General features: G+C 50.3%; 22 protein-coding genes. 9 read left to right on the forward strand and 13 right to left on the reverse strand.

Features of this window, described 5'->3' with window-relative positions:
• The first annotated feature begins 229 nt into the window (after positions 1–229).
• Entirely contained in the window at positions 230–1,558 is a 1,329-nt protein-coding gene (locus J1784_RS09375; protein ID WP_217148975.1) for a PTS sugar transporter subunit IIC, read from the forward strand.
• A gap of 55 nt (positions 1,559–1,613) precedes the next feature.
• On the opposite strand, the gene gltS is transcribed toward J1784_RS09375, so the two are convergent.
• On the reverse strand, positions 1,614–2,825 hold the full coding sequence (gene gltS / locus J1784_RS09380; RefSeq protein WP_217148976.1) for a sodium/glutamate symporter: 1,212 nt from the start codon (positions 2,823–2,825) through the stop codon (positions 1,614–1,616).
• Positions 2,826–3,064: 239 nt separating this feature from the next.
• On the opposite strand from gltS, the gene J1784_RS09385 reads away from it, so the two are divergent.
• Both J1784_RS09385 and J1784_RS09390 read left to right on the forward strand, forming a co-directional pair.
• Positions 3,065–4,456 (forward strand): nucleobase:cation symporter-2 family protein, encoded by a 1,392-nt coding sequence (locus J1784_RS09385; protein WP_217148977.1) that lies wholly within the window; start codon positions 3,065–3,067, stop codon positions 4,454–4,456.
• A gap of 154 nt (positions 4,457–4,610) precedes the next feature.
• Positions 4,611–6,305 carry an AsmA family protein gene (locus tag J1784_RS09390; RefSeq protein ID WP_217148978.1) on the forward strand — a complete coding sequence of 565 codons (1,695 nt, stop codon included), beginning with the start codon at positions 4,611–4,613 and terminating at the stop codon, positions 6,303–6,305.
• A 69-nt stretch (positions 6,306–6,374) separates the two neighbouring features.
• Here the strand turns inward: J1784_RS09390 and fabY are convergent, their stop codons facing one another.
• From fabY to typA, 5 genes are all read right to left on the reverse strand, one after another.
• Positions 6,375–7,307, reverse strand: a complete 933-nt coding sequence (fabY, locus tag J1784_RS09395; protein ID WP_217148979.1) for a fatty acid biosynthesis protein FabY — start codon at positions 7,305–7,307, stop codon at positions 6,375–6,377.
• A gap of 33 nt (positions 7,308–7,340) precedes the next feature.
• Positions 7,341–7,778 carry a D-aminoacyl-tRNA deacylase gene (gene dtd / locus J1784_RS09400; protein WP_112289293.1) on the reverse strand — a complete coding sequence of 146 codons (438 nt, stop codon included), beginning with the start codon at positions 7,776–7,778 and terminating at the stop codon, positions 7,341–7,343.
• Positions 7,779–7,796: 18 nt separating this feature from the next.
• Positions 7,797–8,666 carry a virulence factor BrkB family protein gene (locus J1784_RS09405; RefSeq protein WP_217148980.1) on the reverse strand — a complete coding sequence of 290 codons (870 nt, stop codon included), beginning with the start codon at positions 8,664–8,666 and terminating at the stop codon, positions 7,797–7,799.
• Positions 8,667–8,677: 11 nt separating this feature from the next.
• On the reverse strand, positions 8,678–9,265 hold the full coding sequence (gene yihX, locus J1784_RS09410; protein WP_217148981.1) for a glucose-1-phosphatase: 588 nt from the start codon (positions 9,263–9,265) through the stop codon (positions 8,678–8,680).
• Between the two features lie 163 nt (positions 9,266–9,428).
• Positions 9,429–11,252: a ribosome-dependent GTPase TypA gene (typA, locus tag J1784_RS09415; protein WP_217148982.1), complete on the reverse strand. Its 1,824-nt coding sequence runs from the start codon at positions 11,250–11,252 to the stop codon at positions 9,429–9,431.
• Positions 11,253–11,709: 457 nt separating this feature from the next.
• Between typA and glnA the strand changes: the two genes are divergently transcribed.
• From glnA to glnG, 3 genes are all read left to right on the forward strand, one after another.
• A complete protein-coding gene (glnA, locus tag J1784_RS09420) occupies positions 11,710–13,119 on the forward strand; it encodes a glutamate--ammonia ligase (protein ID WP_013577652.1) in 1,410 nt (469 codons plus the stop codon).
• A 270-nt stretch (positions 13,120–13,389) separates the two neighbouring features.
• Positions 13,390–14,439 carry a nitrogen regulation protein NR(II) gene (glnL, locus tag J1784_RS09425; protein ID WP_217148983.1) on the forward strand — a complete coding sequence of 350 codons (1,050 nt, stop codon included), beginning with the start codon at positions 13,390–13,392 and terminating at the stop codon, positions 14,437–14,439.
• A 7-nt stretch (positions 14,440–14,446) separates the two neighbouring features.
• Positions 14,447–15,859, forward strand: coding sequence for a nitrogen regulation protein NR(I) (gene glnG / locus J1784_RS09430; protein WP_217148984.1), 1,413 nt, complete (start codon positions 14,447–14,449; stop codon positions 15,857–15,859).
• 63 nt (positions 15,860–15,922) lie between these two features.
• Here glnG and hemN read toward each other — a convergent pair whose 3' ends face one another.
• Together hemN and yihI are read right to left on the reverse strand one after the other, a co-directional pair.
• Positions 15,923–17,296, reverse strand: a complete 1,374-nt coding sequence (hemN, locus tag J1784_RS09435; protein ID WP_217148985.1) for an oxygen-independent coproporphyrinogen III oxidase — start codon at positions 17,294–17,296, stop codon at positions 15,923–15,925.
• Positions 17,297–17,483: 187 nt separating this feature from the next.
• Entirely contained in the window at positions 17,484–18,035 is a 552-nt protein-coding gene (gene yihI / locus J1784_RS09440; protein ID WP_217148986.1) for a Der GTPase-activating protein YihI, read from the reverse strand.
• Positions 18,036–18,614: 579 nt separating this feature from the next.
• Between yihI and yihA the strand changes: the two genes are divergently transcribed.
• Positions 18,615–19,265, forward strand: coding sequence for a ribosome biogenesis GTP-binding protein YihA/YsxC (yihA, locus tag J1784_RS09445; RefSeq protein WP_112289285.1), 651 nt, complete (start codon positions 18,615–18,617; stop codon positions 19,263–19,265).
• 173 nt (positions 19,266–19,438) lie between these two features.
• On the opposite strand, the gene spfP is transcribed toward yihA, so the two are convergent.
• From spfP to J1784_RS09465, 5 genes are all read right to left on the reverse strand, one after another.
• Positions 19,439–19,486, reverse strand: coding sequence for a small protein SpfP (gene spfP / locus J1784_RS26990; protein WP_071892919.1), 48 nt, complete (start codon positions 19,484–19,486; stop codon positions 19,439–19,441).
• 164 nt (positions 19,487–19,650) lie between these two features.
• Positions 19,651–22,455: a DNA polymerase I gene (gene polA, locus J1784_RS09450; protein WP_217148987.1), complete on the reverse strand. Its 2,805-nt coding sequence runs from the start codon at positions 22,453–22,455 to the stop codon at positions 19,651–19,653.
• Between the two features lie 386 nt (positions 22,456–22,841).
• On the reverse strand, positions 22,842–23,465 hold the full coding sequence (dsbA, locus tag J1784_RS09455; protein ID WP_217148988.1) for a thiol:disulfide interchange protein DsbA: 624 nt from the start codon (positions 23,463–23,465) through the stop codon (positions 22,842–22,844).
• 46 nt (positions 23,466–23,511) lie between these two features.
• Positions 23,512–24,498: a serine/threonine protein kinase gene (locus J1784_RS09460; protein ID WP_217148989.1), complete on the reverse strand. Its 987-nt coding sequence runs from the start codon at positions 24,496–24,498 to the stop codon at positions 23,512–23,514.
• A 92-nt stretch (positions 24,499–24,590) separates the two neighbouring features.
• Entirely contained in the window at positions 24,591–24,860 is a 270-nt protein-coding gene (locus J1784_RS09465) for a YihD family protein (RefSeq protein WP_217148990.1), read from the reverse strand.
• A gap of 153 nt (positions 24,861–25,013) precedes the next feature.
• Between J1784_RS09465 and mobA the strand changes: the two genes are divergently transcribed.
• Positions 25,014–25,601 (forward strand): molybdenum cofactor guanylyltransferase MobA, encoded by a 588-nt coding sequence (gene mobA / locus J1784_RS09470; protein WP_217148991.1) that lies wholly within the window; start codon positions 25,014–25,016, stop codon positions 25,599–25,601.
• The gene (gene mobB / locus J1784_RS09475; protein ID WP_217148992.1) at positions 25,598–26,131 is read left to right on the forward strand and encodes a molybdopterin-guanine dinucleotide biosynthesis protein MobB; all 534 of its coding nucleotides are present in this window, start codon (positions 25,598–25,600) and stop codon (positions 26,129–26,131) included. The genes mobA and mobB overlap by 4 nt, the downstream gene beginning before the upstream one ends.
• Positions 26,132–26,282: the final 151 nt, after the last annotated feature.

Genomic DNA, 26,282 nt, shown 5'->3' on the forward strand with positions numbered 1-26,282 from the left:
ACTCTCCCCAAAATCCTAAACCGCAAATTCATTATGAAAAATGATGTTTTGGCGTCTTCGCATTCATCCGAATTTTAATGTGACCGCTGCTGAACCGCTTTCTTCATTGGTTATTTGATGACCTTCACAGACTGAGGCAAAGCCGGTAACCGGTTTCATACCCCACCACTACACTGATGATAATTAAGGCAACCGTGTCTGAACTCTTCAACATAAGGCCAATATTATTATGAGCATCAGCCAGTCACTCTTTAATTTTATAGAACAAAAGATCAGCCCATTTGCTGCCCGGCTATCCTCACAACGGCATGTCATGGCGGTACGTGACGGTTTCATTTCAGCAATGCCGTTTATGATTGTTGGCTCGTTTTTACTGGTTTTTGTCCATCCGCCCTTCTCACCTGAATCCTCATGGGGTTTTGCCAGAAGCTGGCTGGCGCTTTCGGCCAAATATGAAGTGCAGATCCTGACGCCGTTCAATATGACGATGGGGATCATGTCGATCTACATCTCAGCATCGATTGCCTACAATCTGGCAAGAAGTTACAAACTTGACCCGTTTATGACGGCCATGCTGGCGCTGATGTCATTCCTGCTGGTCGCTGCGCCGCAGATTGATGAGAAGATGTCGACCGTTGCGCTGGGTGGAGTGGGAATATTTACCGCCATATTGGTGGCTATTTATGTGACAGAGCTGACGCGGTTGCTGAAAAAATACAATATTGGCATACGCTTACCCGAACAGGTTCCTTCAAACATAAAGCATTCGTTTGATTTGCTGATCCCGATTATTGCGGTGGTTGTAACCCTTTTCCCCCTGAGCTTGCTGGTGCAGTCAGGGTTCGACATGCTGTTGCCGCAGGCGATTATGGCGCTGTTCGAACCACTGATTTCCGCGGCTGATTCTCTCCCTGCGGTGCTGCTTGCCGTGCTGATTTGTCATCTGCTGTGGTTTGCCGGTATTCACGGTTCGGCCATCGTTTCGGGGATGCTGCAGGCCTTCTGGTTAACTAATCTCGGCCTGAATCAGACTGATCTCGCAGCAGGTTTACCGATGACGCACATCATGACCGAAGCGTTCTGGAACTTCCTGATTGTCATCGGGGGCTCTGGTGCGACCATCGGGCTGGTATTGTTGTTCTGTCGCAGTAAGTCGGCGCACCTGCGTACGATGGGTAAACTCAGTCTGGTTCCCAGCTGCTTTAACATTAATGAGCCGGTGATCTTCGGCACCCCAATTGTCATGAATCCGGTATTTTTTATCCCTTTCCTTCTTGCACCCATGGTGAATGCCGTTATTGCCTACACCACAGTTAAAACCGATCTTCTGCCGCATATGATTTCACTGGTGCCATGGACATCCCCGGCACCCATTGGTGCCGCCTGGGCGATGGGATGGGATTTCAAAGTGTCGATTTTGGTCATCATGCTGATGGCGCTTTCCATGGTGATCTACTATCCGTTCTTCAAGGTTTATGAGAAACAGCTGCTCACGCAGGAGAAAGCGGCTGAAGCGGAAGATCAGGCATTTAGCGAAAAGGCAGATGCTGCGCAATAAGAGGTAAAACTACAGGAGAAATTCAGGCACAGAAACCTAGCTTCTGTGCCTTTTTTTAGCTGATCGAAGGGAAGATGGGCAACATGAGGTAGAGCTTAATCACGATCGCATTGGCGATATCAATGAAGAACGCTCCAACCATAGGCACGACCAGAAAAGCGAGATGTGAAGGACCAAACTGGTTGGTGATTGCCTGCATATTGGCAACGGCGGTTGGCGTGGCGCCAAGTCCGAAGCCGCAATGCCCGGCAGCCAGCACTGCCGCATCGTAGTTTTTACCCATCACCCGATAGGTAACGAAAATCGCGTAAAGTGCCATCGCGATGGTTTGCACAATGAGAATGGCCATCATCGGCAACGCGAGTGATGCCATTTCCCAAAGCTTCAGGCTCATCAGCGCCATTGCCAGAAACAGCGAAAGACTCACGTTCCCCAGCACGGAAACAGCCCGGTCGAAAACGCGGTAAAAACCGAGCCATGCCATGACATTACTCAGGATCACACCAATGAAAAGTACGCACACAAATGTGGGGATTTCGAAAGCTGAACCTTGCAGAAGCACGGAAATATGGCTGCCTGCGGTCAGGCAGATGGCAATCAGGGCGATCGTTTCCACCATCACAAGCGGCGTGATCATCCGCCCGATAGTCGGCTTTTCGAATGCGCTCGGATCTGCGGCATCTTCCGGTGTGCCGTTTGGCGTAGAGGAGTGGCTGACCAGATAACGCGCCACCGGCCCGCCTATGATCCCGCCCAATACTAACCCGAAGGTCGCGCAGGCCATCGCAACTTCTGTCGCGTTTTCAAAGCCATAACGTTCGATAAACAGTTTACTCCACGCCGCGCCCGTTCCGTGGCCGCCGGAAAGCGTAATCGAACCGGCCAACAGGCCCATCAGCGGATCCAGCCCCAGCATTTTCGCCATACCGATACCGATAGCGTTTTGCATCATCAACAGGCCGATGACGACAAAGACCAGAAGGAACAATGACTTGCCGCCGGCGCGCAAGCTTGCAAGGTTGGCGTTCAGACCGATTGTCGCAAAGAACGCCAGCATCAGTGGCTCTTTCAGGGACATATCAAATCCGATTTCCCAGCCGAATATCTGATTGGCGATGAGCAACAGCAAAGCGACCAGCAATCCGCCAGCGACGGGCTCAGGAATGGTGTATTTTTTTAGAAACTTGACCGACTGGACGCATTTTCGTCCTAAAAGGAGTACCAGCGTGGCGGCAACCAACGTGCCATAGGTGTCGAGCTGAATCATTGAAAAACTCCATTTTAAAAAAATATCCAATAATATTATTGAGTTATAAAATTCTCATTCAAGTATCATTTCCCAGAGGCTGAATTAGAAGTCATAAAAGCTGCTATAAGCAAGAAAAACAGACCATAAACCTCTCCTTAACCAAAACTTCCCATCAAAAATTGCTGATAGCAAACGATTGCTTTTGTCGTTAATTTCAATAAAAATGCCCGCTTTGCCGCTTATTGGAATGCCATAACATGAGTTCGCAAACAGCAGAACAAGAAACACAGCAACCTGATGTCTCCCGCCAGCAAAAAAGTGAACTGATTTACCGGCTCGAAGACCGCCCGCCACTCCCTCAGACGTTATTTGCCGCCTGTCAGCATTTGCTGGCGATGTTTGTTGCGGTGATCACCCCGGCATTACTGATTTGTCAGTCACTGGGTTTACCTGCGCAAGACACGCAGCACATCATCAGCATGTCGCTTTTCGCCTCCGGTCTGGCTTCCATTTTACAGATTAAAACCTGGGGGCCGGTCGGCTCGGGATTACTCTCCATTCAGGGCACCAGCTTTAACTTTGTTGCGCCGCTTATCATGGGCGGAATGGCGCTGAAAAATGGCGGAGCCGATGTCCCCACCATGATGGCAGCACTGTTCGGCACACTGATGTTGGCTTCCTGCACTGAAATCATTCTTTCCCGATTCCTGCATCTGGCGCGCCGCATAATTACGCCGCTGGTTTCCGGCATTGTGGTGATGATTATCGGGCTGTCACTGATCCAGGTCGGACTGACGTCTATTGGCGGCGGTTACTCTGCCATGAGTGATCACACGTTTGGCGCGCCAAAAAATCTGTTGCTGGCCGCCGTCGTACTGGTGGTGATTGTTCTGCTGAACCGCCAGCGTAATCCTTACCTGCGCGTAGCGTCTCTGGTGATTGCGATGGCCGTGGGTTATCTGGCGGCATGGATGATGGGAATGTTGCCAGCGGTCGCGCCAGCCACACAGACAAACTGGATAACCTTACCGACGCCGCTTTATTACGGACTGGGCTTTGACTGGAACCTGCTGATCCCGCTGATGCTGATTTTCATGGTCACGTCGCTGGAAACTATCGGTGATATTACCGCGACCTCAGACGTTTCTGAGCAGCCGGTCAGCGGTCCGCTTTACATGAAGCGCATCAAAGGCGGCGTTCTGGCAAATGGCCTGAACTCGATGCTTTCTGCGGTATTTAACACCTTTCCGAATTCATGCTTCGGGCAAAACAACGGCGTGATTCAACTGACCGGCGTTGCCAGCCGTTACGTCGGTTTTGTCGTCGCGCTGATGTTGATCATTCTCGGTCTGTTTCCTGCCGTAGCCGGCTTTGTACAGCATATTCCGGAACCCGTTCTGGGCGGTGCTACCATCGTAATGTTCGGTACGATTGCCGCTTCCGGCGTACGTATTGTTTCCCGTGAGCGCCTGAACCGCCGCGCGATTATGATCATGGCGCTTTCACTGGCCGTCGGTATGGGTGTTTCGCAGCAACCCCTGATCCTGCAATTTGCGCCGGACTGGCTTAAAACCCTGCTGTCTTCGGGAATTGCTGCCGGTGGTATAACTGCGATTGTTCTGAATCTGGTTTTCCCTCACGAAAAGTAATCACCGGATGTAATCCGAGTGCAACAGCGGCAGCGGGTCTGGAACCCCTGCCGCTTTTTATTGTCTCCATTCTGCTAACCTGTTGAGAAAAATCGCGGTTTGCGGCATAAACAAAGAATCTTTTTTCCACTTTCCCGTTACAGGGCTCCAGACGATGAGATTTATCGGTAAAATTTTGCTGACGTTCGCCTTACTTCTGGTGCTGGCGATCGTGCTGGTGTACGTCCTATTACAAACCCGCTGGGCGGCTGGCTGGGTCAGCCGCTGGATAAGCGATAACAGCGAGTACCGCGTCTCCGTTGAGAAAATCGACCATAACTGGTCATCTCCGGGTCGCGTGACGTTAAACAATGTCGTCTTCGGGCAAAAGAATCAGCCGGAAATACTGAACGCAGGCGAAGTCGATTTAGATTTAAGCTGGCGTCAGATAACCGAGCCGCGCTTTTTTGACCGCCTGGTTCTGGCGAACGGGCGCCTCAACGTCAACCTTTCCCCGATGAATTTACCGTTGCAGGCCGATACCCTTCAGCTCAGCAAAATGGCGCTGACCGGGAAAATCGATGGATTAGATATTCAGGGACAGCAGATTAATGCCGGTATTTCACCGTGGCAGCCAAAACCGGCTCAGTTGCTGGGAGACAAAGCCGATTTCCAGCTGAGTGCCGCCAGCCTGACGGTTAACGGACTTCCGGCCGAAAATGTGCTGATTCAGGGCAAAATCAATAATAAGAATCTGACGCTGAGCAATTTTGGCGGCGATCTGGCGCGCGGTCAGCTGACCGGGAAAGCTACGCAGGCTGCCGATGGCAGCTGGAATATTGAAAACCTGCGCCTGAGCAATGTGCGTCTGCAAACCTCTAAACCGCTTTCTGCTTTCTTCGATGATTTCCAGACGCTGCCCAAAGTGACCATCCAGCGTCTGGATCTGATTGACGCGCGTTTACAGGGAACTGACTGGGCGTTCAGCGACGTGGATTTATCCGTGCAGGATCTGACGCTTGAAAAAGGCGACTGGCAAAGCGATGAAGGGGAAATTACCCTGAACGCCACCGATATGATTGATGGCAATGTGCATATTCAGGACCCGATCATCAGTCTCGACCTTTCGCCGCAGGGAATTGCTATCAAACAGGCGACGGCGCGCTGGGAACGCAGTTTGCTGCGCACCACCGGTAACTGGCTGCGTGCTAACAAACGTCTGCAACTTGATGAAGTTTCCATCGCGGGTCTGGAATATACGCTGCCGGAAAACTGGAAACAGCTCTGGAATCAGGCGCTGCCGGATTCGCTTTCTGAAGTATTCGTCAGCCGGTTTATTGCCAACCGCAACCTGATTATTGATATCAATCCGCAGTTCCCCTTCCAGCTGACCGCGCTTGATGGTCTGGGTAATAACCTGCTGCTGGCACGTAATCATCAGTGGGGGATCTGGAACGGCACGCTGAATCTGAACGCCAGCGAAGCCACCTTTAACCGCAATGATGTGCGCCGCCCTTCCATTACGCTGAATGCAAACGACAGTCAGGTGAATATTTCTGAGCTGAGCGCCTTTACCAAAGAAGGTTTGCTGGAAGCCACGGCGACCATTGACCAGCAGCCGCAGCGCCATTTCGCCGTGAAGATGACCGGTCGCTCTGTACCGGCTAATCAGCTGGAAAACTGGGGATGGCCGCACATTTCGCTGGAGGGTAATGCCAATATGCAGCTGAATCTGCAAGGGCAAATGCCGGCGAATGTAGATTACAAACCGACTCTGAACGGGACGTTGCAAGTGAATGGCAGCCAGGCGATTGATCAGAGAATGGTCAACGGACTGGTCACCGGCGCGCCAGCACCTGTCGCCCCGTAGTTCTTAACGGCCTCTTAAAAGCAAAAAAGGCACCGCAATCGCGGTGCCTTTTAATTGGTCTGAAACAAATCAGTTAATTTCAGGCTCCAGCGGTGCACCGGGTGCCGCAGGAAGGACCAGATAGGTCCCTTCAAACACCGCGCCATCCACTTCATCACCGTATAAATTCACCTCAAGCTGAACGCGGGCTTTACGTCCGCGCGCCAGACGGTCAAGGTCACCACTGACTGAGCCGAGATCGGCCACCGCACGAGGCCTGCCGGTCACCGGAGAACTGTAGCGTATATGGGCGTCGGCCAGCACGATGGTGCCGCCCAGATGCCGTTCACGCAGCAGCAGCCAGATCAAACCCCAGCCGGTCAGCGTTGCCAGCGAGAATAAACTCCCGGCGAATAACGTATGGTGCGGATTCTGGTTGCCTGTTTCCGGCATCGTGGTCACAAAACGCTGGCCGGTATACTGGCTGATCCGCACCCCCATTTTCTCACTCAGAGGAATATGGTCGTACCAGGCTTGTTGCAACTGCCCGCACCAGTCGGGGCGATGGAGAATGTCATCCAGCGTTTCAATAGGTTTAATCATCAGGAAGTGGCGGACCGGAGTCGTTTGCGGCGTGGTAATCTCGCCCTGATTCACAAAACCCAGTTTGGCAAAGAAGTCGACCGCGTCTTCGCGGGCACTACAGACTACGCGCTTTACCCCTTCCTGACGCGCCACAGACTCCAGAGTCATCGCCACCAGCGTTCCTAACCCTTTGTCCTGCACATCCGGATCAACGGCCAGGAAGCGGATTGAGGCTTCGTTATCGGCATTAATGTATAAACGGCCAACCGCGACCGGCTCGCCGCTTTCATCCACAACCATCTGATGATGCGCAATAGAATCGTAGGCATCCCGTTCGGAGCCTTCAGGTTGCCGCAGGGGTTTGCGCAGCATTTCCCAGCGAAATCGGTAATAGGCGGCCAGTTCTTTTTCGGTCGTCGGTACTCTCAGGTGATACATAGATGCTTTCTCTCCGGCGTTATGCCTTATCGATCAGACTTGTAGCCAGAAGGTCACCGGCCCGTCGTTCACCAGTGCCACTTTCATATCCGCAGCGAAACGCCCGGTTTCGGTCACAATGCCTTTCTCACGGCACTGCCCGCAAAAATACTGATACAACCGGTCGGCTTCCTGCGGCTCAGCACCGCGCGAGAACCCCGGACGCATGCCTTTTTGCGTGTCAGCCGCCAGCGTAAATTGCGACACTACCAGCAGACTGCCGCCAGCCTGCTGCACGTTAAGATTCATTTTGTCATTTTCGTCGCCGAAAATTCGGTACCCGATCACCCGTTCACAAAGGCGCTTAGCTTTTTGTTCGTCATCGCCCTGTTCAACACCCAGTAAAACCAGCAATCCCGGCCCTATCTGGCCGCAAACGTCGCCATCGATAGTGACACTGGCATTCAAAACCCGCTGAATTAACGCAATCATACAAATCCTTCAGACTGATTATTCTTCTGCCTTGTATTGAGCAGACTGCAATTTTCTCACGGAGCGAAACTCGCCAAGCGTGACGGTAATTTCGGCCCCAAGAAGCACGATACACCAGCTGACATAGACCCAGAGAAATAAAATGGGGATCACAGCCAGTACACCGTAAATCAACTGATATGACGGGAAAAGCTGAATGTATAAGGTGAAGATTTTTTTACTCAGTTCAAATAATGCACCGGATACCAGCGCGCCTATCAGCGCATCTTTTGCCGGAACTCTGACCGTTGGCACCACCTGATATAAAAGCCAGAACGTCACCCAGGAAATCAGTAACGGCAGAATACGCAGCGCATGGTCGATAAGGGAATGCACCCCGCTGAGGTTCAGCCAGTTCAGTGAAAGCAGATAAGAACTGACCGCCACGCTGGCCACCAAAAGAATTGGGCCGAGCGTTAATACCATCCAGTACACCGCAAAGGAGAACACAATCGGGCGCTTGGTTTTGCTGTTCCAGATTTTGTTCAGCACGCTGTCTACGGAGGCTATCAGAAGCAGTGCGGTGACGATTAACCCGCAGGTGCCCACCGCCGTCATTTTGCTGGAGTTGGCAACAAACTGTTCGAGATAACGCTGAATGGTATTGCCCGTCGCCGGCATGAAGTTAGAAAAGATGAAGGTTTTCAGCTGCGCGCTGATATCCGAGAACACCGGGAATAACGCGAACAGCGAAAATACCACAGCGATCAAAGGTACCAGCGAAAGCAAAGAGACATAGGCTAAATGGCCCGCGAGAAGCGTCAGGCCATCCTTGTCTGAGCGCTTTAAGAGCAGGACTGTGAACTTCCACAATGATTTTGGATAGTGGCTCAATGCCCTGTGCTGCATCCTTACATCCTTCAGGAAAAGTATTTCGGTACCGTCTGGTTATCTTCCACCCACACAGCTTCAATGCCTGCCGCGCGGGCAGCTTCAATATTCTCTGCCACATCATCAAAGAAAACTGCCTCGCTGGCAGTAAAGCCTTCTTTTTCCAGCACATGCTGGAAGATTTCCGGTTCAGGTTTTCGCATACCCAGATTTTGCGAAAGATACATTGCATCGGTATTGGCTTCGATTTCCGGATAGTGCTGAGGCCAGAAATCCAGGTGTAAACGGTTAGTATTCGACAGCACGACAACGCGATGACCTTCTTCGCGCAGCTTCTGGAATAAAGTGATGACTTCAGGACGCAGACCGACAAATACCGCGTGCCAGCCCGCACTGAACTGCTCGAAACTGAGCGCAATGCCCATTTCATTACACAGATCGGCTGCAAACTGTTCGTCGCTGATTTCACCCCGCTCGTGCTTCTGGAACACATCGCCCATTTTGAACCGCTCAGTCAGCGTGGCCAGCGGCGTTCCGCTGAGATGACTCCACACGCCAAGGACACGTTTGAAATCAATATCAATAATGACGTTTCCCATATCAAAAATGTACAGCATTGCACGCTCCTGATTTCAAAGATGACTTTTAACTTTAGCGGTAAAACGTACACCTGAACAGTGACAGAGTTGCGGTGTTTACCTCAGCGTTAGAAAAAAAGACAAAAAAAACAGGGTACCCAAAGGCACCCTGTTTCTGTGTAACGGCGAGCGTTAAAGAAGATTAACCTTCTTTAGGACCACGCATAGCACGTTTACGATCGTTCTCGGTCAGGTGACGTTTACGGATACGTACAGACTGAGGAGTTACTTCGACCAGTTCGTCATCATCGATGAATTCCAGAGCTTGCTCCAGAGACATTTTGATAGCAGGAACCAGAGTCGTTGCTTCGTCAGTACCGGACGCACGCATGTTGGTCAGTTTCTTACCGGTCAGGCAGTTCACGGTCAGGTCGTTAGAACGTGAGTGAATACCGATGATCTGGCCTTCATACACTTCTGCGCCGTGGCCCAGGAACAATTTACCGCGGTCTTGCAGGCTGAACAGTGCGAACGCAACTGCTTTACCCTGACCGTTGGAGATCAGCACGCCGTTCTGACGCTGGCCGATTTCGCCCGGACGAACGTCATCGTAGTGGCTGAACGTGGAGTACAGCAGACCGGTACCAGAAGTCATGGTCATGAATTCTGTACGGAAGCCGATCAGGCCACGAGCAGGGATCAGGTAATCAAGACGGATACGACCTTTGCCGTCTGGGATCATGTCTTTGACATCGCCTTTACGCTCACCCATGGCCTGCATTACAGAACCCTGGTGTTGCTCTTCGATATCCAGTGTCACGTTCTCGAATGGCTCTTGCATGCGGCCATCGATTTTACGGTTGATTACTTTAGGACGGGAAACCGCCAGCTCGAAACCTTCACGACGCATGTTTTCGATCAGAACCGACAGGTGAAGTTCACCACGGCCTGAAACGCGGAATGCATCAGCATCTTCAGTTTCTTCAACACGCAATGCAACGTTGTGCACCAGTTCTTTGTTCAGACGGTCAAGGATCTGACGTGAAGTCACATACTTACCTTCTTTACCGCAGAACGGAGAGGTGTTAACGCAGAAATACATGGTCACTGTTGGTTCATCAACGCTCAGCGCTGGCAGAGCTTCAACATTCGCCGGATCACAAATAGTGTCGGAGATGTTCAGTTCGCCCAGGCCGGTGATTGCGATGATGTCGCCCGCTTCAGCAATGGTCGCTTCGATACGCTCAAGACCCATGTGGGTCAGAACTTTACCGACTTTACCATTACGGGTTTTGCCTTCGCTGTCGATGACAGTGATTTGCTGGTTAGGCTTCACGGTACCGCGTTTGATGCGGCCGATACCGATGACGCCAACATAGTTGTTGTAGTCCAGCTGAGAGATTTGCATCTGGAAAGGTGCTTCCATCTCAACTTGTGGCGGAGCTACGTGGTCAACGATCGCCTGGTACAGCGGGGTCATGTCTTCGGCCATAGCATTATGGTCGTTACCCGCGATACCCATCAGTGCTGATGCATAGATGATTGGGAAATCGAGTTGTTCGTCGGTTGCGTCCAGGTTTACGAACAGGTCGAAGACCTGATCAACAACCCAGTCAGGACGCGCGCCAGGGCGGTCAACCTTGTTGATTACCACGATCGGCTTCAGACCATTAGCGAATGCTTTTTTGGTCACGAAACGGGTTTGCGGCATTGGGCCATCCATTGCATCCACAACCAGCAGCACCGAGTCGACCATTGACATCACACGCTCTACCTCACCGCCGAAGTCGGCGTGTCCTGGGGTATCCACGATGTTGATGCGGTAGTCTTTCCAATTAATGGCGGTGTTTTTTGCGAGGATGGTAATCCCACGCTCTTTCTCCAAATCGTTGGAGTCCATTACGCGTTCAGTGGCTTCTACACGCTCTCCGAAAGTACCGGATTGTTGCAGCAGCTTGTCGACCAGGGTGGTTTTACCATGGTCAACGTGGGCAATAATGGCGATGTTACGCAAATTTTCGATCACAGCTTTGCCTCAGGCATTAGAAATAGCGCGCTATTGTACACGTATTAAGCGAGGTTCTAAACAAGATCACAAGGATCTTGATGAAACAACTTATGGATGGTTACTTTGTGATCCCTTTCACGGTGCAAAAAGACCACTGAACCATTATGACGCACCGTTTTGGTGCCATGCATCTCAGAGTTAGCACCATTATAGTGCAGAAATTCCGTTATGGTGCATACTTATCGAGTGCAAGAGCCCTGTAAAATGGCGTTGTTTGCATTTTCTCAAAGTTGGCACACTTTTCGCTAATAGTTTTTAGGGTAAAAAAAAGTTTTTACAGGGTGAAGCGTCTGACCAGTCAAATAATAGCGCTGTTCAGTCCACACGCCAGTTCAAGTAAAGCTGTTATTTCCAACTAAAGACCAAAAATGGTTATTCGTTCCACGACGATAATGAGAAATTCGGGAGAACTAGTATGTCCGCTGAACACGTTTTGACGATGCTGAATGAGCATGAAGTGAAATTCGTAGATTTACGTTTCACAGATACCAAAGGCAAAGAACAGCACGTCACCATTCCTGCACACCAGGTTAGCGCTGACTTCTTCGAAGAAGGCAAAATGTTTGATGGCTCTTCAATCGGTGGCTGGAAAGGCATTAACGAATCTGACATGGTTTTGATGCCAGATGCGAGCACTGCTGTTCTTGATCCGTTCTACGAAGAAACCACTCTGATCATTCGTTGCGACATCCTTGAGCCAACTACGCTGCAAGGTTATGACCGCGACCCACGTTCTACCGCAAAACGTGCAGAAGACTTCCTGCGCTCTTCCGGTATCGCGGACACCGTTCTGTTCGGGCCAGAGCCAGAATTCTTCCTGTTTGATGATGTGCGCTTCGGCAGCAGCATCTCCGGTTCTCACGTTGCTATCGATGATATCGAAGGCGCATGGAACTCCAGCACCAAATACGAAGGCGGCAACAAAGGCCACCGGCCTGCAGTTAAAGGCGGTTACTTCCCGGTTCCTCCGGTCGACTCATCCCAGGATCTGCGTTCTACCATGTGTCTGACCATGGAAGAAATGGGTCTGGTTGTTGAAGCTCACCACCACGAAGTGGCAACTGCTGGCCAGAACGAAGTGGCCACCCGCTTCAACACCCTGACCAAAAAAGCTGACGAAATCCAAATCTACAAATACGTGGTTCACAACGTGGCTCACGCATTTGGCAAAACTGCTACCTTCATGCCAAAACCAATGTTTGGCGATAACGGTTCCGGTATGCACTGCCACATGTCTCTGTCCAAGAACGGTAACAACCTGTTCGCTGGCGACAAATACGGCGGCCTGTCTGAAATGGCACTGTTCTACATCGGCGGTATCATTAAACACGCTAAAGCGATCAACGCCTACGCTAACCCGACGACTAACTCCTACAAACGTTTGGTCCCGGGCTACGAAGCACCAGTTATGCTGGCTTATTCTGCGCGTAACCGTTCTGCATCCATCCGTATTCCACACGTATCAACGCCTAAAGCAATGCGTATCGAAGCACGCTTCCCTGATCCAGCGGCTAACCCATACCTGGCGTTTGCTGCACTGATGATGGCTGGCCTGGACGGTATCATCAACAAGATCCACCCTGGCGATGCGATGGACAAAAACTTGTACGACCTGCCACCGGAAGAAGAAGCAGAAATTCCAAAAGTTGCAGGTTCACTGGAAGAAGCCCTGAACGCACTGAATGAAGACCGCGAGTTCCTGACCCGTGGCGGCGTGTTCACTGACGACGCTATCGATGCTTACATCGGTCTGCGTAAAGAAGAAATGGACCGCGTGCGTATGACTCCGCATCCGGTTGAGTTCGAACTGTATTACAGCGTTTAATAAAAACAGCGTTTAATTTTCGAATTGAACCTGAACTCAGCGCCCGCCCTCTGACCGGCGCTGAGAGAAATACCTGACTGAAGGTCTGGCGGTAAGAAAAACCTTCAGCGTCAAAATTAAGTAAAACGATTTTATTTGTTGCCGTGGAAACTTTCAGCCCATCTCCGGATGGGCTTTTTTCTCCACACTCTTTCCTGCTTAACCCCTCTGACCCGTGATTTCGCCGGGTAGCGAGATAAAATGCACCCATCAGGTGCGGGAGACTGCGGTATGGCAACTGGCAAGCTGCCCGATGCTGGGCAGATCCTGAATTCTTTAATCAACAGCGTTCTGCTGTTGGACGACGATTTGGCTGTGCATTACGCCAACCCGGCGGCTCAGCAGTTACTGGCGCAAAGTTCCCGCAAACTTTTTGGCACCCCTTTGCCAGAACTGGTGGGATATTTTTCGCTCAACATTGAGTTAATGCGTGAAAGTCTGACAGCCGGACAGGGCTTTACAGACAGCGAAGTGACCTTAGTCGTCGATGGCCGCGCGCATGTATTGTCACTGACCGCGCAGATGCTGCCGGAGGGTTTCATTCTGGTCGAACTGGCGCCGATGGATAATCAGCGACGACTCAGTCAGGAACAATTGCAACATGCTCAGCAGGTTGCAGCCCGGGATTTAATCCGCGGCCTCGCGCACGAAATTAAAAATCCGCTTGGCGGTTTGCGTGGTGCAGCTCAGTTATTATCAAGAGCGCTGCCGGATCCGGCTTTGCTGGAATACACCAAAGTCATTATTGAGCAAGCAGATCGCCTGCGTAATCTGGTGGACAGATTGCTGGGGCCGCAACGACCGAGCCAGCACATTACACAAAGTATTCATCAGGTTGCAGAGCGCGTTTGCCAGCTGGTGTCGATGGAAAAACCCGATAACGTTCAGCTGGTGCGGGACTATGACCCGAGCCTGCCGGAACTGGCACACGACCCTGATCAGATAGAACAGATTTTATTGAATATCACCCGCAATGCCTTACAGGCGCTGGGGGAGGAAGGCGGCACAATTACACTGCGCACGCGGACTGCTTTCCAGATTACGTTACACGGCGTGCGTTATCGTCTGGCGGCACGAATCGATATTGAAGATGACGGCCCCGGCGTACCGGCACATTTGCAGGACACTCTTTTTTACCCCATGGTCAGTGGCCGCGAAGGGGGCACCGGTTTGGGCCTTTCCATCGCGCGCAGTTTGATTGATCAGCATTCGGGTAAAGTTGAATTTAACAGTTGGCCAGGACATACCGAATTCTCGGTTTACCTGCCTATTCGCCAGTGAGGTTCTTATGCAACGAGGGATAGTCTGGATCGTCGATGACGATAGCTCCATCCGCTGGGTACTTGAACGTGCGCTCACTGGAGCCGGTTTAACCTGCACCACGTTTGACAGCGGCAATGAAGTGCTTGATGCCATTGCGACTCAAACCCCTGACGTTTTGTTATCAGATATCCGTATGCCCGGGATGGACGGTTTAGCGCTGTTAAAACAGATTAAACAACGCCACCCCATGCTTCCGGTCATCATAATGACAGCACACTCCGATCTGGATGCCGCGGTCAGCGCCTATCAGCAAGGCGCATTTGATTATCTGCCAAAACCTTTCGACATTGACGAAGCCGTGGCACTGGTTGAACGTGCCATCAGCCATTATCAGGAACAACAGCAACCGGCACGCAGCCAGCCTTCGAGCGGCCCGACGGCGGATATTATCGGCGAAGCGCCAGCCATGCAGGACGTGTTCCGCATCATCGGTCGCTTGTCCCGCTCCTCAATCAGCGTGCTGATTAACGGGGAATCAGGAACCGGTAAAGAGCTGGTCGCTCATGCTTTACACCGCCACAGCCCGCGCGCCAAAGCGCCTTTTATCGCGCTGAACATGGCGGCTATCCCGAAGGACCTGATCGAGTCAGAATTATTCGGCCACGAGAAAGGGGCGTTTACTGGCGCTAACACCATCCGTCAGGGACGTTTTGAGCAGGCCGATAATGGCACGCTGTTCCTCGATGAAATCGGTGATATGCCGCTCGATGTGCAAACCCGCCTTCTGCGCGTGCTGGCAGACGGTCAGTTCTATCGTGTGGGCGGTTATGCGCCGGTGAAAGTGGATGTGCGCATTATCGCCGCGACTCACCAGAATCTGGAGCTGCGGGTTCAGGAAGGTAAATTCCGTGAGGATTTATTCCACCGCCTGAACGTTATCCGCGTCCATCTGCCACCGCTGCGTGAACGTCGCGAAGATATTCCGCGTCTGGCACGTTACTTCCTGCAAGTCGCGGCAAAAGAACTGGGTGTGGAAGCGAAAAACCTGCATCCGGAAACGGAAACCGCGCTGACGCGTCTGCCGTGGCAAGGCAACGTGCGCCAGCTGGAAAACACCTGTCGCTGGTTAACAGTGATGGCGGCCGGTCAGGAAGTACTGATTCAGGATTTACCGAGCGAACTGTTTGAAACCTCTGCCCCGGAAACCGGTGGTCAGAGCCTGCCGGACAGCTGGGCGACGTTGCTGGCGCAATGGGCCGACCGCGCCCTGCGTTCCGGTCATCAAAATCTTTTGTCCGAAGCGCAGCCTGAAATGGAGCGCACTTTGCTGACGACAGCATTGCGCCACACGCAGGGACATAAGCAGGAAGCCGCACGCCTGCTGGGTTGGGGGCGCAATACCCTGACCCGTAAGTTGAAAGAACTGGGCATGGAATAAAAGCCCAGATGCCAGAAAGCAAAACAGCCGCATAAGCGGCTGTTTTTGTTTGTAGCAATGAAATCAGATCACTCGGGAGAACTGCTGCTGACGTACCTGCTGGCGCAAATAAATATCAAAGCACATGCAGATATTACGGATAAGTAAACGTCCGCGTGGCGTGACCTGAATATGCTTATCACTCACCTCAACCAGCCCGTCCTCTGCCAGTGGTTTAAGCAGGGCCAGATCGTCGGCGAAATACTCGGTAAAGCGGATGCCATAATGTTGTTCGATATCGGCAAAACTCAGCTCAAAATGGCAGATCAGCGATTTAATCACATCGCGGCGCAGGCAATCGTCATCAGTCATTTCCAGACCGCGCCATAGTGCGTTCCCCTGCTCTTCCACTCTGGCGTAATATGTTTTGAGGTCTTTCTCGTTCTGTGCGTAGGTATCGCCCAGCATACTGATGGCTGATACACCCATGCCCAGCAAATCGCTGTCGCCCCGCGTGGTATATCCCTGGAAATTGCGGTGCAGTTTGCCTTCGCGCTGGGCAATCGCCAGTTCGTCGTCTGGACGGGCAAAGTGATCCATCCCGATAAAGCGGTAACCAGAGGCGGTCAGCGAGGCGATGGTTTCCTGCAGAATTTTCAACTTCTCTTCTGCGCCGGGCAGATCGGCATCTTTGATTTTACGCTGAGCGGCAAATAGTGTAGGCATGTGCGCGTAATTGAACACGCTAAGACGATCCGGGTTCAGCTCTGCAACACGTTGCAGCGTATAAGCAAAACTTTCCGCCGTTTGTTTCGGCAGGCCGTAAATCAGATCGATATTGGTGGAGTTGAAGCCCAGCGCACGGGCGCGTTCAATCAGCGCAAAGATGAAGTCTTCATCCTGTTCGCGGTTCACCAGACGCTGCACTTCTTTATTGAAATCCTGCACGCCCATACTCAGACGATTAAAGCCTTCGCTGCGCAGATGATCGAGCACATCCAGCTCAATTTCGCGTGGATCCACCTCAAGTGACATTTCTGCATCAGGCAGAATATCAAAGTGTGCCCTCAGAAGGCCCATCAGACGGCTTATCTGCGCTTTATTAAGGTAAGTGGGAGTACCACCGCCCCAGTGCAACTGACTGACCTGACGGCCCTTAAAGAGCGGCGCACGGTGGCTTATCTCTTTCTCAAGCACGTTGAGATATTCTTCGGCTTTATGCTGCTGACGGGTCACCAGTTTATTACAGCCGCAGAAATAGCAGAGCTTATGGCAGAAAGGGATATGCACATACAGGGAAAGGGAGCGATCAGGATAACGAACAGCCGCTTTCTTAAAAGCCGCATCGTCGTAGCTTTCGCTGAATTCGAGTGCTGTTGGGTAGGATGTGTATCGCGGACCTGAATAGTTGTACTTCTGGATCAGCGCTAAATCCCAGACGGTGGTCTGTTCTGACATGGGTGACTTACTCCTTCCGGCGTCGGATGCTGCCGGTTTCCCTTACAGGCAGGCTTTTGGCCTGCCTTACAAAGGTCGCTCTGCGCAAACGTGCTTTGGTTTTCGATAACCGTCGTAGTTTACCGAATAACCAAAGGAGATAACATGCAAAGAGTAAGGCTATTGCCGGAATGACCCAGCGCATCGCTTAGAAACCTTCTTTAGGATTCCCGCGTTTTAGCAACTGCATCATATCTTCGTTCTTCTCTTCTTCTTCGTCATCTTCGTCGTCGCCAAGTTCGATACCGAGGATTTCCATCAGAACATCAATACGATCCAGAGTCTGGTCAACATAAGCCTGATCTTCTGCGCTCAGCGCTTTGCCATCGTCGATAAGATCGAGCAGGGAATCCAGACGCTCATCATTTTCTAATAATGTCAGTTCTTCTTGCGGAGACATTTTTGGTTTTGCTTCCGGCTTCACCTGCGCCGCTTTCTTCGCTTTCGCTGCATTGTTTGTGACGGTTTCCACGATTAATGGCACAGCTTTTTTACTGCCGATACGTGGATCAGTTTTTTTAGCGCCAGCCCCGCTTTGATTCTGGGCAGCGTCCGGGTTTGCGCGTGAGCCTGCTTTGTGGCCACGGCGCTTGTTGTCACGCTTGCGTTCGCGCGCTTCGATATCAAGCTCTACACGACTTTTCTTCTTTGTTTTAGCTGTCGCGGTATTGGCGCGCGGTGCTTTCGCTGGCTGTTTCATGGCATCTGCTCTTAGGTGTGTACATTTAGTATAGATTTGCGGCGGAATCTAGCAGAAAGCGAACAAAGAAAAAAGGCAGCAAGTTAACCTTGCTGCCTTTTTCTTTCCTTCCGAAGAAGGATATTCCTCAAACACTTTCCCTGTATAGCGTCAACGTCCCGGTTTTTCCTTTGCCTTTCAGAGCCTCCGGCTCCGTTCGTCCGTAAATCGCGATGCATTTCCCGTGATCCCTGAATGCAATATTCGTCCTTGTGTCCGTTCTCGCCTTCACCGCGTAAGAAATACTTTACCCGACTGGCACAAAGGCTCAAGATACCCGCCTGCCGACATGTAGGTTTCAGAACCACATAATTTTTATCTTATTGAAATTGAATAACATTAAAAAACACGGCGACAAAATAAGCGAAATAACCCGCATCATGAATAGCAAATGTCTTACATCATGAAGGCAATTTCCCCCGCCTTCATCTCTGTGGTCCCTTCGCCTCATCATTCGGAATTTAAAAACACGAACGCATCTCGGCTCTGTTGCAGTTATAATCGCCAGCCAGATACTCATGCCTCACGGAGACGCACGCTTTGACCAGCCAAACTTACAACTATCATATGACCCATTTCGTCATGAGCGCCCCGGATATCCGGCATTTGCCATCTGACGCAGGCATTGAAGTCGCATTTGCTGGTCGTTCAAACGCCGGCAAATCCAGCGCATTGAATACTCTGACGCAGCAGAAAAGTCTCGCACGTACCAGTAAAACGCCTGGCCGTACTCAGCTCATCAACCTGTTCGAAGTGAAACCGGGGATCCGTCTGGTCGACTTACCGGGTTACGGCTACGCTGAAGTACCGGAAGAAATGAAGCGTAAATGGCAGCGCGCACTGGGTGAATATCTGCAAATGCGTAACTCGCTGAAAGGTCTGGTTGTGCTGATGGATATCCGCCATCCGCTGAAAGATCTCGATCAGCAGATGATTCAGTGGGCTGTGGATGTTGGTACGCCGGTGATGTTGTTGCTGACTAAAGCAGACAAACTGGCATCCGGTGCGCGTCAGGCGCAGATCAAAATGGTCCGCGAAGCCGTGAAGGAATTCATGGGTGATATTCAGGTTGAAGCGTTTTCTTCACCGAAGAAAATGGGCGTGGACAAACTGAGTGATAAACTGAACACATGGTTCAGTGAAATCCCACCAGAAGTGCTGGAAGAAGAGCTTTTTGACGAAGGCGAATAATTTTCCGCGCTTTAACGAAGAAATCTGTAAATAAAGAACACATCAGGGTGGCCAACAGGCTGCCCTTTTTTATGGCTGCAGCTTTATGACAGTCGGTCAGAAAACTGTCGTAACTCTGTGAAAAGCCCAATAAAAAACGCCCCAGACATAAATGCCTGGGGCGGCTAAAATATTCAGCCAAATCCGATTACGTGAAGTAAAAGGTCTGAAAGATAGAACATCTTACCTCTGTACCCTACGAGAGAAACTTTACCCTATTTCCTGACAGGGAAAAAGAACTTTTTGTAGTTTACTTACACAAAAATCGCGGTTTATGCGATCACCTTCATGATCTGAGCAGAGAATTCTGTAGCTTAATTACAAAAAAAGCTTAATAACTATTCACTTAGTGAGCCTGATCCCAGTTTTCACCCGTTCCGACATCCACTTTCAACGGAACTGCCAGCGACATACTGGCTTCCATCAGGTTGCGAATTTTTTCACTCGCTGCTTCGACATCATCTTTATGCACTTCAAACACCAGTTCATCGTGTACCTGCATGATAATGCGGGCACGCGGTGCGTCTGTCTGTTTCAGCCAGGCATCGACGCTTATCATGGCGCGTTTGATAATGTCAGCCGCGGTCCCCTGCATCGGGGCGTTGATCGCGGCACGTTCAGCACCTTTACGGCGCATGGCGTTGCTGGATTTAATGTCCGGCAGATACAGACGGCGGCCATCCAGCGTCTCAACGTAACCCTGTTCAGATGCCTTAGTACGAGTGCGCTCCATGTATTCCAATACGCCCGGATAACGCTCGAAGTACAAATCCATATAACGCTGAGATTCTTTGCGCGGAATATTCAGCTGGCGTGACAGACCAAAGGCGCTCATGCCGTAAATCAGACCAAAGTTAATCGCTTTCGCGCTGCGACGTTGTTCACCGGAGACTTTCTCCAACGGCGTACCAAAAACTTCTGCAGCGGTTGCGCGGTGAATATCTTTGCCTTCAGCAAAGGCTTTCAGCAAACCTTCATCTTTCGATAAATGTGCCATGATACGCAATTCAATCTGTGAGTAGTCAGCCGCCAGAATGATGTAGTCCTTTGGCGCGATAAATGCCTGACGGATACGGCGCCCTTCGTCATTACGCACAGGAATGTTTTGCAGATTGGGATCGCTGGAAGACAGACGTCCCGTTGCAGTAACTGCCTGATGGTAAGAAGTATGCACGCGACCAGACTGGGGGTTGATCATCAACGGCAGTTTGTCGGTGTAAGTCGATTTCAGTTTCGCCAGACCACGATATTCCAGAATAACTTTCGGCAATGGATAATCGAGTGCCAGCTCAGCCAGAACTTCTTCATTGGTTGATGGTGCGCCACCCGGGGTTTTCTTCAGGATCGGCAATTTCTGTTTTTCGTACAAAATGGCCTGAAGCTGTTTGGTCGAAGAAAGATTAAAAGGCTCTTCGGCCAGTTCATGCGCTTTGTTTTCCAGCTCGTTCAGACGAATAGCCAGCTCTTTCGAGTGAGCAGCGAGGATATTCTGATCAATCAACACACCGGTGCGTTCGATATGCGAAAGAACAGGCACCAGCGGCATTTCAATATCCGTGAACACCTTGGTCAGGGATTCACTTTCCTGAATGCGTGGCCAGAGTGCCTGATGCAATTGCAGCGTGACATCGGCATCTTCTGCCGCATACGGCGCCGCCTGCTCAAGCGCAATCTGGTTGAAAGTCAGCTGATTTTTGCCCTTACCGGCAATCTCTTCAAAGCCTACGGTTTTATGACCGAGATAACGATCGGCCAAACTGTCCATGTCATGACGCCCGGACACGCTATCGAGCACATAGGACTCGAGCATGGTATCGAAGGCGATACCTTTTAATTCGATGTCATAACGCAGTAAAACGCCGCGGTCGAACTTCAGGTTCTGCCCGACTTTCCGCTGATTTTCATCTTCGAGTAACGGCTTAAGTTGTTTAAGCACATCATCGCGATCCAGCTGCGACGGTGCATCAAGATAATCATGCGCCACAGGAAGATAAGCCGCTTTGCCCGCTTCCGTAGCGAAAGACAAACCGATCAGATTAGCCGTCAGCGTATCCAGACCATCCGTTTCGGTATCGAAAGCGAAAACGTCCGATGCTTTCAGATAACCGATCCACTCATCGAGAGTCGCCTGTTCCAGAATGGTGACGTAACCGTCCTGCGAAAGCTGGTTAGGTTCGACAGCAGATGCTGAAATCGTTTCTTCAGCCTGCGCGCCTTTCTTCGCTGATGCTGGCGCTTTTCCTGTCGATTTTTTGGCGCTCAGCCAGGTGCCGGATTCTACATCCGCCAGCCAGCGCTTGAATTCATAGCGACCAAAAAGCTTATGGAGTTCGTCGGCATCAGGTTCTGAAACCGTCAGCTCTGCACAGGTCAGATCCAGCTCAACGTCCGTTTTGATAGTCGCCAGCTTGTAAGAGAGGTAAGCCACCTCTTTATTATCCGCCAGTTTTGTGGCCATGGTTTTTGAGCCACGGAAACTTAGTGTCGACACTTTATCGAGATCAGCATACAGCGCATCGAGGCCACCAATGCCTTGTAAAAGCGCCTGTGCTGTTTTCTCACCCACGCCCGGTACGCCCGGAATGTTATCCGAGGAGTCACCCATCAGCGCAAGGAAATCAATAATCAGCTCTGGTGGAACACCATATTTCTCAACAACTTCATCTGGCCCTAGGATCGCGTTATTCATGGTGTTAATCAAAGTGACGCCCGGAGTAACCAGCTGCGCCATATCTTTATCACCGGTACTGATCAGAACCGCATGTCCTGCTTTCTCGGCTTCAAGTGCCAGCGTACCGATCACGTCATCGGCCTCTACGCCGGAAACGACCAATAATGGCAGCCCCATCGCTTTCACCATTTGGTGAAGCGGCTCAATCTGAGAGCGCAGATCATCCGGCATCGGAGGGCGGTGAGACTTATACTGTTCAAACAGTTCATCACGGAAGGTTTTGCCTTTCGCGTCAAAAACCACAGCAACGTGGCTTGGGGTGTATTGCAGCAACAGACTGCGCAACATATTCAGCACACCGTACATCGCGCCGGTCGGTTCGCCCGCAGAGTTGGTCAGCGGAGGGAACGCATGGTAAGCGCGATAAAGGTAGGACGAGCCGTCCACCAGGATTAAGGGGTTTTCTGCTATCTGGGCCATAACTCTTCTTTATTCGTGATCAGACATGCTCTAAGGATGCCATAGCCAGCGGGAAAGACGAACCTTGAGAAGGAAATTCATTGCGAAGTTGCGAGGGATCTCGAAGGATCACCCTGTGGATAACTTTGTGAATAGTTTTAATAGGAAATTAATACGGGATGTTAATCTAAAAAACCATCAGGATTTTAACTACGTGTTTCATCAGGTTATACGAATGGTTTATGAAATATTGATGTAATAGAAGTTTAATAGCTATTGTGGATAGTAATATTTATCGGAAAACTTTCTGGAGGGATTTTTATATTTACATCGATAATAATTTTCTGAATTTCAATTCTTTGAAGATATAACGCCAGCCCGAAAGCTGGCGTTAAGATCAGGAATTCTTATTTTTTGTTCGCTAAGAAGTTGATCACATCAGAATATTGTTTAACGTACATATCCATTGAGCTGGTATCAAGTCCGTCATTTTTAACCATATATTTGCCGTTCACAAATACAGAAGGAACGCCTTGCAGACCCAGATCAGCAGCGGCTTTCTCTTGTTGAACAACCAGAGATTTCACGACAAAGCTGTTAAGTGCGGCATCATAATCTTCGCCTTTCACACCCGCCTGAATAAAGACTTTACGGATATCGTCAGCATTCTGAACTGATTGCTGTTTTTGCACAGCATCAAACATCAGCGGGCTTACTTTGTCTTCAACACCCAGAGCAATCGCAACAGCCCAGGCTTGAGTTAATTGTTTACCCAGCGGCCCCAGGAATTCGACGTGATATTTGGTGTATTTAACATCTTTAGGCAGGTTCTTACGGATGTTGTCAGAGACATGCCAGACTTGTTCAAACTGGTAGCAGTGCGGGCAATAAAATGAGAAGAACTCGAGTACCTGTGGCTCATTGGCAACGGTTTTATCTAAAGTAACGTACTGTGCGCCATCAGAGAATTGCGCGGCAGACACACTGAAGGCCATAACCATACCAACCAATGCCAGGAATATCTTTTTCATATAAAGCCTATCTCCATTTAATTAAACTTCGAACATTAATCATGAATCAATACATTGGCATCAGCTGTAAAGGAGGTGCCTGTAATTTCTTAACTTGCTCAGTAAATGCCGCTATCTGGCTACGCCAGAAATCTTCGTCCTGCATCCAGGGGAAACTCTTGGGAAATGCAGGATCTTCCCAGCGACGGGCAACCCAGGCCAGATAGTAAACCATGCGCATCGCGCGCAGCGGTTCAATCAAAGACAATTCGCGGGTATCTAAATCAGCAAACTCTCCGTAAGCCTCCAGCAAGATATCTAACTGGAGCCTTTGCTCACTCTGATCGCCATGCAGCAGCATCCAGAGATCCTGTATCGCCGGGCCATTACGGGCATCATCCATATCGACAAACAACGGCCCGTCCCGCCAGAGAATATTCCCCGGATGACAATCACCATGTAAGCGTAGAGGTTGCCAGTCAGTATGCCAATAATCACATGTAGTGCGAATCAGCTGATCGGTTGCAGATAAAAAAGGTTCGCGTAAACTTTTAGGGATCAGCGGACATTGCGCGAGAACCTCTCGCGGGTGGACAAGATACTCGTCAAGCCCGATAGTGGGACGCGCCGTAAACAAGCTTTCACTTCCCACCTGATGAATACGTCCTAGAAAACGTCCGACCCACTCCAACTGGTCGAGATTATCGATTTCATACTGACGACCACCGACACTGGGAAATACGGTAAACATATATCCCTGATAATGATGCAGAGTGTTTTCGTTGATAGAAAGAGGGGCAACAGCAGGTATTTCCACATCAGCCATATCGAGAGAAAACTGATGCTCCTCGTGGATCTGTTCTTCTGTCCATCGCTCAGGACGGTAAAACTTCACCACATAGCGTTTTCTGTCTTCACCGAGAAACTGGTAAACACGGTTTTCATAGCTGTTTAATGCAGTGAGGCCGGACTCAGCAATAAGACCGACACTCTCTAACGCATCAAGGATAAGATCCGGCGACAATGCCTGAAAATTAAAAGCTGAATTGTTCATAACTTCATTCGGATTGGCCGCACAGAAAAATGACAATGGGAAATAGTATCATCTATTTTTGGCGGTTCGCATGAAGTTCACATAAGTTTACATCAATCTTTAATCACACCGCGGGCACGTAAAAGTGCAGTTTTAAAATCATTCTCATAGTCTTTCTTCAAACCCGGGATTTCAGCAGTACTGTCAGTACCACGCATTTTCAGGTGATAAATCAATGTGTCATCACTGAGTTCGCCTAATGGTCCCTGGTAACCACATTCTGTAGCCAGCTTCTGGATAAACTCCATCAGGTTCAGATCGCAATCTTCTTTCCATGCAGGATGCAGCAGTTCGATCAGTTCGTTCACGCGATGTTCTTTCATGATAATCCTTCTCCACTTGTTTTCAGACCTTAAAAATAACAGGGTTATTTCGTCAGGGAAAGTACAAGCTCACCGCAGAAAAGTTTAACCTGCGTGGGGGTAAATTAAGGCGTTACAATGACAGCAATAATGAGCTTTAGACAGGTGGGTAGTATGGATCGCAATAACATTACTGGCGTTATTTTAGCTGGCGGTCGGTCGAGCAGGATGGGGGAAGATAAAGGGCTGATTGATATTAATGGTCAGCCTTTATTTGAACATATCGCCCAAAGATTACGTCCCCAAGTCGGAGACATTTTAATCAGCTGTAACCGGAACTCTGAACGTTACGGGAGGGATTTCCAGACCGTCCCCGACATCAAACCCGATTTCTCAGGCCCTCTTGCCGGTATGCTTGCAGCGTTATCGGTGAGTAAAACAGAATGGGTACTTTTCGTTCCCTGCGACGTTCCCGCTTTCCCAGCCAGTCTCAGCCAATCATTGTCTGCCGGACTATCAGGTCAGAAAGCAGCCTATGCACGCGATACGGATCGTGAGCATCCGACACTTTGCCTTTTAAACCGCGCTCTGATCCCGACGTTGACGGCATATCTTGAAAATGGTGACAGGAAGCTGATGATTTTCCTTCATAATATAGGGGCAAAATCGATACTTTTCGGTGAATCAACGGCTTTTTCCAACCTCAATACCCCTGAAGATGTGACACTTTGGAAAACCCGCGGGCAGGATCTCTTAAGATGATAAACAACAAAAAAATTCCACTGCTTGGAGTAGCCGCTTACAGCGGGACGGGAAAAACCACATTGCTGAAACAGCTCATTCCCTACCTGCGTCAGCGTGGTATACGAACCGGTCTGATTAAGCATACCCACCATGATGTCGACGTTGATACACCGGGTAAAGACAGTTTTGAGCTGCGTAAAGCTGGCGCAGACCAGACGATGATTGCCAGCAATAGCCGGTGGGCGCTGATGACTGAAACTCCGGGTCAGGACGAGCTCAGTCTGGAATATCTGGCGACCCGTTTCGACAGTAATAACCTGGATATGATTTTAGTAGAGGGATTTAAGCATGAAGAAATTGATAAAATCGTGCTGTACAGGAAAGAGACAGGGAAACTACTGGAAAGCCTGATTGATAATCATGTTGTTGCAGTCGCCTGTGATGGTTTGTTCGATCCGGTTAAGCCTGCGATCAATCTCTTGAATATAAACGAGGTTGATAATGTAGGGGAATTTGTTATTCAGTGGCTGAAAAATCAGCAAAACTAGAGGTTATGTCCTTTTTCATTTCCTAAATTCCTCATAGCAAAAAGCCCTGTACGTCAGTACAGGGCTTTCCACTTATTTGATGCCTGGCAGTTCCCTACTCTCGCATGGGGAGACCCCACACTACCATCGGCGCTACGGCGTTTCACTTCTG

It is taken from the genome of Rahnella ecdela, assembly GCF_019049625.1.
Lineage (GTDB): Bacteria > Pseudomonadota > Gammaproteobacteria > Enterobacterales > Enterobacteriaceae > Rahnella > Rahnella ecdela.